Source organism: Mycobacterium sp. TH-M82, assembly GCF_057473605.1.
Genome location: NZ_JBYCKY010000328.1, coordinates 1 through 9517, shown reverse-complemented (window position 1 = coordinate 9517; position 9517 = coordinate 1). Strand labels below are relative to the sequence as shown.

Here is a 9517-nt window from a genome sequence, read left to right as displayed (position 1 = left end):
CCGAGGTAACCGACCGCCTCGTCGTTGCCGAAGTCGGTCTGGCTGACCCAGCGCTGCGGACGTGTCCCGGTCACCACGAAGCCGCCGTGGCCATCCGCTGCCATGGTGAACCCGGTGCCGCCGACGGGAATCGGCCGGATCACCGGCCGGCGCGCCACCGGCGCCGGCTGCGCCGCGCGGTAGGCCGATACCATGTCGGCCAGCGCGAACGTCAACGGCCGCAGGCCCTCCCGGCTGACCGCCGACACCGCGAACACCGGCCAGCCGCGTGCGTCGATGATGTCGTCGCGGACGAACTCGGCCAGCTCCCGGGCCTGGGGAACGTCGATTTTGTTGAGCACCACCGCCCGCGGCCGGCCGGCCAGATCCCCGAGTGTCGAATCTCCGTGCAGAGTAGGCGTATACGCTGCCAGCTCGGCTTCGAGCGCGTCGATGTCGGAGACCGGGTCGCGGCCGGGCTCAACGGTGGCACAGTCGACGACGTGCACCAGCACCGCGCAGCGTTCGATGTGCCGCAGGAAGTCCAGGCCCAGCCCGCGGCCGGCCGACGCGCCCGGGATCAGGCCCGGCACGTCGGCGACGGTGTAGGTCTGCTCGCCGTCGGAGACCACCCCCAGGATGGGCGCCAGCGTGGTGAACGGATAGTCGGCGATCTTGGGCTTGGCCGCCGAAATCACCGACACCAGCGAAGATTTTCCGGCCGACGGAAACCCGATCAGGCCCACGTCGGCGACGGTCTTGAGTTCCAGGGTCAGGTCACGGGCCTGTCCCTGCTCGCCGAGCAGCGCGAAACCCGGGGCTTTGCGGGCACGCGACACCAGCGCGGCGTTGCCCAGCCCGCCACGGCCACCGGCGGCGGCCACGAAGCGGGTACCCGGCCCGACCAGGTCGGCCAGCAGGAGGCCGTGCTCGTCGAGTACCACGGTGCCGTCAGGCACCTTGACTTCCAGGTCGGCGCTGGTGGCGCCGTCGCGGTTGTTGCCCATGCCCTGCTTGCCGGACGCCGCGACGATGTGCGGGCGGAAATGAAAGTCCAGCAGGGTGTGCACCTGCGGGTCGACCACCAGCATCACGCTGCCGCCACGACCACCGTTACCGCCGTCCGGGCCGCCGAGCGGCTTGAACCTCTCCCGGTGGATCGAGGCGCAGCCGTTGCCGCCGTCGCCGGCCCGAACGTGGATGACGACGCGATCGACGAACCGGGGCGCTGCGGGCACTGGGCTTTCCTCCCCGTCTCATGCGCCGAGTGTGCAGCTGTTGCGATTTTCACCGGGAAATGTCGCAACAGCTTCACGCTCGCGACGCTCGCTCGGTTCCCTAGTCGGCGGACCGCCCCGCCGTGACGATGTTGACGGTCTTGCGGCCGCCCTTGACACCGAACTCGACGGCCCCGGCAGCCTTGGCGAACAGCGTGTCGTCGCCGCCGCGGCCGACATTGACGCCGGGGTGGAAGTGGGTGCCGCGCTGCCGGACCAGGATCTCACCGGCCTTGACGACCTGGCCGCCGAAACGCTTGACGCCAAGCCGCTGGGAATTGGAGTCGCGGCCGTTACGTGAGCTGGAAGCGCCCTTCTTGTGTGCCATGCCGTCAGCCTTACTTGATGCCGGTGACCTTGAGCACGGTCAACCGCTGCCGGTGACCCTGCCGCTTGTGGTAGCCGGTCTTGTTCTTGAACTTGTGGATACGGATCTTCGGGCCCTTGGTGTGCTCGAGCACCTCGCCGGTGACGGCGATCTTTGCCAGCTTAGCGGCGTCGGTGGTGACGGTCGCACCGTCGACCACCAGGGCAACCGGCAGCGACACAGCCCCACCGGGCTCGGTGTCCAGTTTCTCGATTTTGACGATGTCTCCCACGGCGACCTTGTACTGCTTGCCGCCGGTTTTGACGATTGCGTACGTCGCCTTTGTGGCCACTGCTGGTGTCTACCTTTACTGTCGGGTGCTCTCGTGGCGCGCGCCATCGGGCTCACATATGGTCTGGGATTTGCCGGCCCGGCCTGGCGACAACTGATCAACTGTACTTGACCAGCGACTAAGGGGTCAAACGCGGGTTGGCGGCCCGGCCGGGCGAGCCGCCGCGCGGCGCCGGCGCGGACGGTCCGGCGCTACGGTGGCGGCCACACCGGAGCCGTCATCATCGTCATCGTCATCATCGTCATCATCGTCATCATCGTCATCGTCATCATCGTCATCATCGTCATCATCGTCATCATCGTCATCATCGTCATCATTCGGGCCGTTAGTGACGTCCAGATCGTCGTCGAAGCCCCCGTCGTCCTCGGCAAGGTCGACCTCCATTTCAAGTTCGTCTTCGTCTTCGTCGGTAGCGAGGTCCGCGAAGTCGTCGGCGTCATCGGCGGGCCCAGCGCCGGTCCCGGCCGCGGACTCCACATCGGGCTCGTCGGACTCCTCGTCCTGGCCTCCGTTGGCTGTGGCCATATTGGCCATGGCCTTGAACATCGGATGTTCGCCGGGGGCATGCGACGGCACGGTGGCCACCTCCGGTTGGTCGGACGTGCTCTTCTTCGACCGCTTGCCACGCCGGCCCGAGGCGGACTTACGCCCCGACGCGGCGGAGTCCACCGGGTCGGTGTGCAGCACGATGCCGCGTCCGGAACAGTGCGGGCAGGGCGTCGAGAAGGCTTCGACCAAACCGGTGCCCAGCCGTTTGCGGGTCAGCTGCACCAACCCCAACGAGGTCACCTCGGACACCTGGTGGCGAGTGCGGTCGCGGGCCAGCGCCTCGGTCAGCCGGCGCAGCACCAGATCGCGGTTGGACTCCAGCACCATGTCGATGAAGTCGATGACGACCATGCCACCGATGTCGCGCAGGCGCAGCTGACGAACGGTTTCCTCGGCGGCCTCCAGGTTGTTCTTGGTGACCGTTTCCTCGAGGTTGCCGCCGGATCCGGTGAACTTGCCGGTGTTGACATCAACCACAGTCATCGCCTCGGTCCGGTCGATCACCAAGGTCCCCCCGGACGGCAGCCAAACCTTGCGGTCCGTCGCCTTGGCCAGTTGCTCGTCGATACGGTGCACCGCGAACACATCCGGGGCGGGCTGCCCTTCCAGACCCGCCGGGGGCTGGTATCTGGTCAGCTTCGCCACCAGGTCGGGGGCCACCGAGTTCACGTACCCTTCGATGGTCGCCAAGGCGTCGTCGCCGGAGACGATCAACTCGGAGAAGTCTTCGTTGAACAGGTCGCGGATCACCTTGACCAGCACGCCAGGCTCTTCGTAGAGCGTCAGCGCGGCGCCGGCGGCCTTCTCCGTGGCCTCGGCGGCCGTGGTTTCGATCTGGCTCCAGCATTGCTGCAGCCGACTCACGTCAGCGCGGATGTCGTCGGATTTGACGCCCTCCGACGCGGTGCGGATGATGACGCCGGCTTCGGCAGGCACCACCTCACGCAGGATCTCTTTGAGCCGCTGGCGTTCGGTGTCGGGCAGCCTACGGCTGATCCCGGTCGACGACGCCCCCGGCACGTACACCAAGTAGCGACCGGCCAGCGACACCTGGGTGGTCAGCCGCGCGCCCTTGTGCCCGACTGGATCTTTGCTGACCTGCACCACCACGTAATCACCCGGTTTGAGGGCCTGTTCGATCTTGCGGTTGGCCCCGCCCAGTCCGGCCGCTTCCCAGTTCACTTCGCCGGCGTAGAGCACACCGTTGCGGCCGCGGCCGATGTCGATGAACGCCGCCTCCATCGACGGCAGCACGTTCTGCACGATGCCCAGGTAAACGTTGCCCACCATCGAAGGAGAAGCAGCAGATGTGACAAAGTGCTCGACCAACACGCCGTCCTCGAGCACCGCGATCTGCGTGTAGCGCACACCCTGGTGCGGCGGTTCGGTCCGGGCCCGGTCGCGCACCACCATAACCCGGTCGACCGCCTCGCGCCGGGCCAGGAACTCGGCCTCGCTCAGGATGGGCGGGCGACGCCGGCCGGCGTCACGCCCGTCGCGGCGACGTTGCCGTTTGGCCTCCAGCCGGGTCGACCCGTTGATCCCCTGGATCTCGTCCCCGGCTGCACCCTGGCCACCCTGGCCACCCTGGCCGGACTTGCCGGACTTGCCGAACTTGCCGGACTTGGTGGCGGTGCGCGGAACCCGCTCGTGCACCACGGTGTTGGGCGGGTCGTCGGATGCGGCGGACGACCACGTGTCATCCGCGTCGCCCTCCTCGCCGATACCCGACTTGCGGAGCCGCCGGCGGCGCCGCCGCCGGCTCCCGGCCTCCTCGACGGAGCCCGCCTCCTCGGTATCGGTGTCGTCGGTGTCGCCGGCGTGCTCGGCCTCGTCGGCGTCATCGGGTTGGGTCTCGTCCTCCCCGTCCGATGCGTCGGCGTGGTCGTCAGATCCGCGGCCACGGCCGCGACCACGCCGGCCGCGGCGCCGGCGCCGGCTTGCCGGGCGTTCCCCGGCCTCGTCGTCGATGCCCGCGTCGTCCTCGACGAGGCCGGTGCCGGTGTCGGCGGTCTGACCGGTACCGGAGGGCACCGGCTGCGGTGCTACGAACAGGGGCAGGTACTCGGGCCGGTCCGGGGTTTGTTTCGAGGTCGTCTCCAGCATCAGCCGAGACTCGGGTTCGCCGGCTGCAGAGCCCTCGGCCGATAACTCCGGTAACTGGTTGGATTGTGTCGGCTGTCCTGGTACGTCTGTGGAAAAAGCATCGTCGGCCACGTAAGTCTCCTCGAGCCCCCGGGCGCGTCACGGCGACGCGGCCACGCGAGAGCCTCCGTTATGTGCCCGGGTCAATTCCCCCGGGCTTGTGATGGTCTCGCCCCGAGCGGCTCGGGTGGAACCCACTCGGCGCCTGGCTGAATGGAGGCTGGACGATCGGCGCCGCACCGCGCTCGGCGGTGGTCGCACTCGCCTAAGTCTTCATCCGGGCGTCGGCCACCGGTTCGATGACGTTCACCCGGCGTCCAGTATCCCATACCGCCCGCGGACTCTGGCGAGCATGCGTGAAATCGCACCACGCGGACGCTGCGCGTGCGAGTCCGTGCATGCTGGGCTCCGTGAGTCAGGGCCTGGTCAGAGGTCGGGAAACCACAGCGCGATCTCACGCTGCGCGGACTCCGGCGAATCGGAGCCGTGCACCAGGTTGAACTGGGTTTCCAGCGCGAAATCGCCACGGACGGTGCCAGGCACGGCCTGCTGCACCGGGTCGGTGCCGCCGGCGATCTGCCGAAACGCCGCGACCGCGGCTGGCCCCTCCAGCACGGCGACCACCACCGGGCCGGACGTGATGAACTCCAGCAGCGACGCGAAGAACGGCTTGCCCTCATGCTCGGCGTAGTGCAGCCGCGCCAACGCGTCGTCGACGCGCATGAGTTGCAGCGCCGCGATCGCCAGACCCTTGCGTTCGATCCGGCCGATGATCTCTCCCACCAGCCGGCGACGCACGCCGTCCGGCTTGATCAGCACCAGGGTCCGCTCGGTCACAAGCTGACAGCGTATCGAAACCGCGGTCAGCCCATCGGTCACTGCCGGCGCAGCACCTCAGCGCGGAAGTGGGCGATCAGCAGCCACACCACGGTGAACAGCACACCGACCACACCCACGCCCGGGTAGATCAGGAAACCTGCGACCGGCACCAGCTGCAATGCCAGATCCGCCCAGATAGCCCAGGGCCGGCCCTGGATGGCAGTCAGCAGCACCAGCGCCAGCGCCAGGCCGAGCAGATACACCAGTGACGCCGCGGTCAGCCCACCGCCGACCGCGCCGACCACCGGCAGCGCCAGCAGCACCACGATCGCCTCCAGCACCAGGGTGGCCGCCATCACCCCGCGGAAACTGCGCCACGGATCCACCGGCGGCGGCTGATCCGGCTGTTCCGTCATTGCGGTTCACGTCCGAACAGGGTGCGTGCGGCCCCCGCGGTGACCACCGAGCCGGTGATCACGATGCCGGTCCCGCCGGTCCCGCCGGCGGACTCGTTTTCCACCAGCGCGGTCGCCGTCTCGATGGCCTCCGGCAGGGTCTCGGCGGTGATCACCCGGTCTGCATCGAATCGCTGGTGGGCCGCCGACGCCAGGGACTCGACGTCGCACGCCCGCGGCGAGCCGTTGTAGGTGACGACGACCCGGTCCAGCACCGGTTCCAGCGCCGCCAGGATGCCGTCGACGTCCTTGCCGGCCAACACACTGACCACGCCGACCAGGAACCGGAAGTCGAACTCGTCGGCCAGCGCCCGCGCCAGTGCACCCGCCCCGGCCGGGTTGTGCGCGGCGTCGACGAACACGGTGGGCGCGCTGCGCATCCGCTCCAGCCGGCCCGGGCTGCTGACCGCCGCGAAACCGGCCCGCACCGCGTCGACATCGAGCTGGCGCGCGGCACCGGCGCCGAAGAATGCCTCCACCGCCGCCAGCGCCAGCACCGCATTGTGCGCCTGATGCTCCCCATACAGCGGTAGATAGATATCCGGGTACACCCCGCCGAGACCCTGCAGATCCACCAGTTGCCCACCGACCGCGAGCTGGCGACGCAGCACCGCAAACTCCGAGTTCTCCCGGGCGACGGCCGCGTCGGCGCGCACCGAGGCCGCCAGCAGCACCTCCATCGCCTCGGGCACCTGCGCTGCTATGACGGCGACGTTGTCCACCAGCTCGCTGTCGGACCGGTGAATGATGCCGGCCTTTTCGCCGGCGATCCCGGCGATGTCGTCACCCAGGTACTCGACGTGGTCGATGCCGATCGGAGTGATCACCGCGACCGGCGCGTTGACCACGTTGGTGGCGTCCCACCGGCCGCCCAGCCCGACCTCGATGACCGCGACGTCGACCGGGGCGTCGGCGAACGCCGCGAACGCCATCGCGGTCAGCACCTCGAACTTGCTCATCGCCGGGCCGCCGCTGGCCCGCGACGATTCGTCGACCATCTGCACGAACGGTTCGATCTCGGCGTAGGTCGCCACATAGGCGGCGGGACTGATCGGCGCACCGTCGATCGCGATGCGCTCGACCACGGTCTGCAGGTGCGGGCTGGTGCTGCGGCCGGTGCGCCGGTGCAGCGTGATCAGCAGCGTGTCGATCATCCTTGCTACCGAGGTTTTGCCGTTGGTGCCCGCGATGTGAATGCAGGGGTAACTGCGTTGAGGGGAGCCGAGCAGGTCCATCAATGCGTTGATCCGAGTCAGGCTCGGCTCGATCTTCGTTTCGCCCCAGCGCTGATCCAGCAGGTGCTCCACCTGCACCAGCGACGCGATCTCGTCCGGGGTCGGGGCCGTGCTCATGGGCGCCGCTCCTGCGCATCGCTGCGCTCGGCATCGTCGTCGGCGCTCACACCAGGTCCGCCAGGCGTGCGCTGATACGGTCGGTTTCGTCGGCAGCCAGCCGCTGCCGGTCGCGAATCTTGTCGACGACGTGCGCGGGGGCTTTGGCCAGGAACTCCGCGTTGTCCAGCTTGGCGCTGGTGGATGCCAGCTCTTTGCGGGCGGCGACCAGATCCTTCTCCAGCCGACGTCGTTCGGCGGCGACGTCCACCGTGCCGGAGGTGTCAAGTTCGACAACCACGGTGCCGCCGGAAAGCCGAACCTCCACCGACGCCGAGGCGGTGAAATCACCGTCCGCCGTGGTGAGCCACGCCTGCGAGGTCACCGCCGCCAGCTGCGCAGTCAGATCCGTCTCGGCAATGCCGGTCAACCGGGCGGCGACCTTCTGCCGATCGGCCAGGCCCTGGTCGCTGCGGAACCGGCGTACCTCGGTGACCAGCTTGCGCATATCGCTGATGCGCTGAGCGGCCACCGGGTCCAGGGGGATCCCGGACGCCACGGGCCAGTCGGCGATCACCAGCGACTCCTGTCGAGTCAGTTGTTGCCACAGCACCTCGGTGACGAACGGGATCACCGGGTGCAGCAGCCGCAGCAGGGTATCCAGCACCGTAGCCAACACGGCCAGCACCGCGGCGGTGTGCTGCTGTCCCCCGGCAAGGTGCGTTTTGGCCAGTTCGAGGTACCAGTCACAGAATTCGTCCCAGGCGAAGTGGTAGAGCGCCTCACAGGCCCGGCCGAACTCGTAGCGATCGAACGCCGAATCAACCTCGGCGCGAACCTCTTCCAGCCGACCCAGAATCCACCGGTCGGCGTCGGTCAGATCGGCTAAGTCGGCCAAGTCCGGCAGCGGTGCCGGATGCGCACCATTGAGCAGCGCGAATCGGGTGGCGTTGAACAGCTTGGTGACGAAGTTGCGCGACGCGCGGGCGTGATCCTCGCCGAGAGACAGGTCACCTCCCGGGCTGGCGCCACGGGCCAGGGTGAACCGCAGCGCGTCGGCGCCGAATTTCTCAACCCAGTCCAGTGGGTCGATACCATTGCCGCGCGACTTGCTCATCTTGCGGCCGTGCTCGTCGCGGATCAGACCGTGCAGGAACACGTTTCGGAACGGCACCTGCGGACCGACGAAGGTTCCGAACATCATCATCCGTGCCACCCAAAAGAACAGGATGTCGTAACCTGTCACCAAAACACTGGTGGGATAGAACTTTTCCAGTTCAGCGGTGTGATCTGGCCAGCCCAGTGTGGAGAACGGCCACAGCGCCGAGGAGAACCAGGTGTCGAGCACGTCGGGGTCCTGCCGCCAGCCCTGCGGCGGGGTCTCGTCCGGCCCGACACACACCTTCTCTCCGTCGGGTCCATACCAGATCGGGATGCGGTGCCCCCACCACAACTGCCGTGAGATGCACCAATCGTGCATGTCGTCGACCCAGGAGAACCAGCGCGGCTCAAGGCTTTTCGGGTGGATGACGGTGTCGCCACGCCGTACCGCGTCACCGGCGGCCGCAGCCAGCGAATCCACCTTGACCCACCACTGCATCGACAGTCTCGGCTCGATGACCTCGCCACTGCGCTCGGAGTGCCCGACACTGTGGGTGTAGGGCCGCTTCTCGGCGACGACACGGCCCTGCGCGGCCAACGCCTCCCGCACGGCGACGCGGGCTTCAAAGCGGTCCATGCCATCGAATTTCGTTCCGGTGTCGACGATCCGGGCACGTGTGTCCAGGATCGACGGCATCGGCAGTTGATGCCGCAATCCGATCTCGAAGTCATTGGGGTCATGAGCGGGAGTGACCTTGACCGCACCGGTGCCGAATTCCGGATCGACGTGCTCGTCTGCGACGACGGCCAGCTCGCGGTCGAGGAACGGGTGCGGCAGCGTCGTACCGACCAACGTCCGGTAGCGGTCGTCATCGGGGTGCACCGCGATGGCAGTGTCGCCGAGCATGGTCTCGACCCGGGTGGTGGCCACCACGATGTGTGGCTGCGCGTCGTCAAGTGAGCCGTACCGGAACGACACCAGCTCGCCTTCGACGTCTTCGTATTTGACTTCGAGATCGCTGATCGCGGTTTCCAGCACCGGCGACCAGTTGACCAGCCGCTCGGCCTGATAGATCAGCCCGGCGTCATAGAGCCGCTTGAAGACGGTGCGCACCGCCCGCGACAAACCGTCGTCCATGGTGAACCGCTCGCGGCTCCAGTCCACCCCGTCGCCCAGCCGCCGCATCTGGGTGCCGATCGTG

Annotated in this window: 7 protein-coding genes and 1 pseudogene; all 8 read right to left on the bottom strand. The window is 67.9% G+C overall.

The annotated features are described in order from the left end of the window. Positions 1 to 1217: GTPase ObgE (gene obgE, locus AC2VON_RS10300; protein ID WP_486952867.1), on the bottom strand; the 1217-nt coding region annotated here is incomplete at its 3' end. Between the two features lie 100 nt (positions 1218 to 1317). Beyond that, positions 1318 to 1584 carry a 50S ribosomal protein L27 gene (gene rpmA / locus AC2VON_RS10295; protein WP_486952866.1) on the bottom strand — a complete coding sequence of 89 codons (267 nt, stop codon included), beginning with the start codon at positions 1582 to 1584 and terminating at the stop codon, positions 1318 to 1320. 10 nt (positions 1585 to 1594) lie between these two features. Then, the gene (gene rplU, locus AC2VON_RS10290) at positions 1595 to 1915 is read right to left on the bottom strand and encodes a 50S ribosomal protein L21 (RefSeq protein ID WP_486952865.1); all 321 of its coding nucleotides are present in this window, start codon (positions 1913 to 1915) and stop codon (positions 1595 to 1597) included. 126 nt (positions 1916 to 2041) lie between these two features. After that, positions 2042 to 4606 (bottom strand): annotated as a pseudogene (gene rne, locus AC2VON_RS10285) (ribonuclease E); the annotation flags it as partial. A 429-nt stretch (positions 4607 to 5035) separates the two neighbouring features. Then, a complete protein-coding gene (gene ndk, locus AC2VON_RS10280; RefSeq protein ID WP_486952864.1) occupies positions 5036 to 5446 on the bottom strand; it encodes a nucleoside-diphosphate kinase in 411 nt (136 codons plus the stop codon). A gap of 38 nt (positions 5447 to 5484) precedes the next feature. Continuing rightward, entirely contained in the window at positions 5485 to 5844 is a 360-nt protein-coding gene (locus AC2VON_RS10275) for a DUF4233 domain-containing protein (protein ID WP_486952863.1), read from the bottom strand. Continuing rightward, entirely contained in the window at positions 5841 to 7235 is a 1395-nt protein-coding gene (gene folC, locus AC2VON_RS10270) for a bifunctional tetrahydrofolate synthase/dihydrofolate synthase (protein WP_486952862.1), read from the bottom strand. The genes AC2VON_RS10275 and folC overlap by 4 nt, the downstream gene beginning before the upstream one ends. A 46-nt stretch (positions 7236 to 7281) precedes the next feature. Continuing rightward, positions 7282 to 9517, bottom strand: a 2236-nt coding sequence (locus AC2VON_RS10265) for a valine--tRNA ligase (RefSeq protein ID WP_486952861.1), incomplete at its 5' end; no start/stop codon positions are given.

Excerpts from the sequence above, each read along its gene's own strand:
- rpmA (WP_486952866.1), bottom strand. The coding sequence starts at position 1,584 with ATGGCACACAAGAAGGGCGCTTCCAGCTCACGTAACGGCCGCGACTCC.
- AC2VON_RS10275 (WP_486952863.1), bottom strand. The coding sequence starts at position 5,844 with ATGACGGAACAGCCGGATCAGCCGCCGCCGGTGGATCCGTGGCGCAGT.
- folC (WP_486952862.1), bottom strand. The coding sequence starts at position 7,235 with ATGAGCACGGCCCCGACCCCGGACGAGATCGCGTCGCTGGTGCAGGTG.